Consider the following 432-nt stretch of genomic DNA (forward strand, 5'->3'; position numbering starts at 1 on the left):
AGAATATAGAGAATAGAATTTAGAGAATTGAATATGAATTTAGTATTAGAAACAGAACGTCTTATTCATCGTCCGTTAGTTTTATCGGATGCACAGGCGTTATTTGACATGAACAAAAATCCAGAAGTGCATAAGTATTTATGGCAAAAACCAGAAAAAGAAATTGAAGAAAGCATCAAGGTTATTGAATACGTAAACCGACAATATGCTGAAAATAACATTGGTCGATTTGCAACTATATTAAAAGAAACTGGCGAGTTTATTGGTTGGACAGGAATCAAATTTGTAAACGATCACGTAGAAAACGGTAACACCAATTTCTATGATTATGGTTATCGTTTAGCAGAAAAATTCTGGAATAAAGGTTACGCAACCGAAGCTTCCATCGCATGGTTAGATTATGGTTTCAATAAGATGAAAATCGATAAAATG

The 432-nt window shown here is 32.6% G+C and carries 1 protein-coding gene; it reads left to right on the forward strand.

Annotation, left to right across the window (positions count from 1 at the left end; translation table 11 throughout):
- Positions 1-33: 33 nt before the first annotated feature.
- On the forward strand, positions 34-432 hold a 399-nt coding region (locus DIU01_RS02255; RefSeq protein ID WP_290831638.1), incomplete at its 3' end, for a GNAT family N-acetyltransferase.

This window comes from Flavobacterium sp. (genome assembly GCF_003525665.1).
GTDB lineage: Bacteria > Bacteroidota > Bacteroidia > Flavobacteriales > Flavobacteriaceae > Flavobacterium.